Annotated in this window: 1 pseudogene; it reads right to left on the bottom strand. The window is 52.4% G+C overall.

Features of this window, described 5'->3' with window-relative positions:
• Positions 1-208: pseudogene (locus KV696_RS09885) on the bottom strand (adhesive domain-containing protein); the annotation flags it as partial.

Here is a 208-nt window from a genome sequence, read left to right as displayed (position 1 = left end):
GTGCGGTAGCCTCTACATCAGCAAGTACTAGCGCGGTAGCCTCTACATCAGCGTCAACAAGTGCCGTAGCGTCTACATCAGCAAGCACAAGCGCAGTAGCCTCTACATCAGCATCAACAAGTGCCGTAGCGTCTACATCAGCCTCAACAAGTGCCGTAGCGTCTACATCAGCAAGTACTAGCGCAGTAGCCTCTACATCAGCATCAAC

The sequence above is a fragment of the Streptococcus humanilactis genome (assembly GCF_019448275.1).
Lineage (GTDB): Bacteria > Bacillota > Bacilli > Lactobacillales > Streptococcaceae > Streptococcus > Streptococcus humanilactis.
The sequence above is the reverse complement of the archived record's forward strand: the minus strand, read 5'-3'. Positions and strand labels throughout refer to the sequence as shown.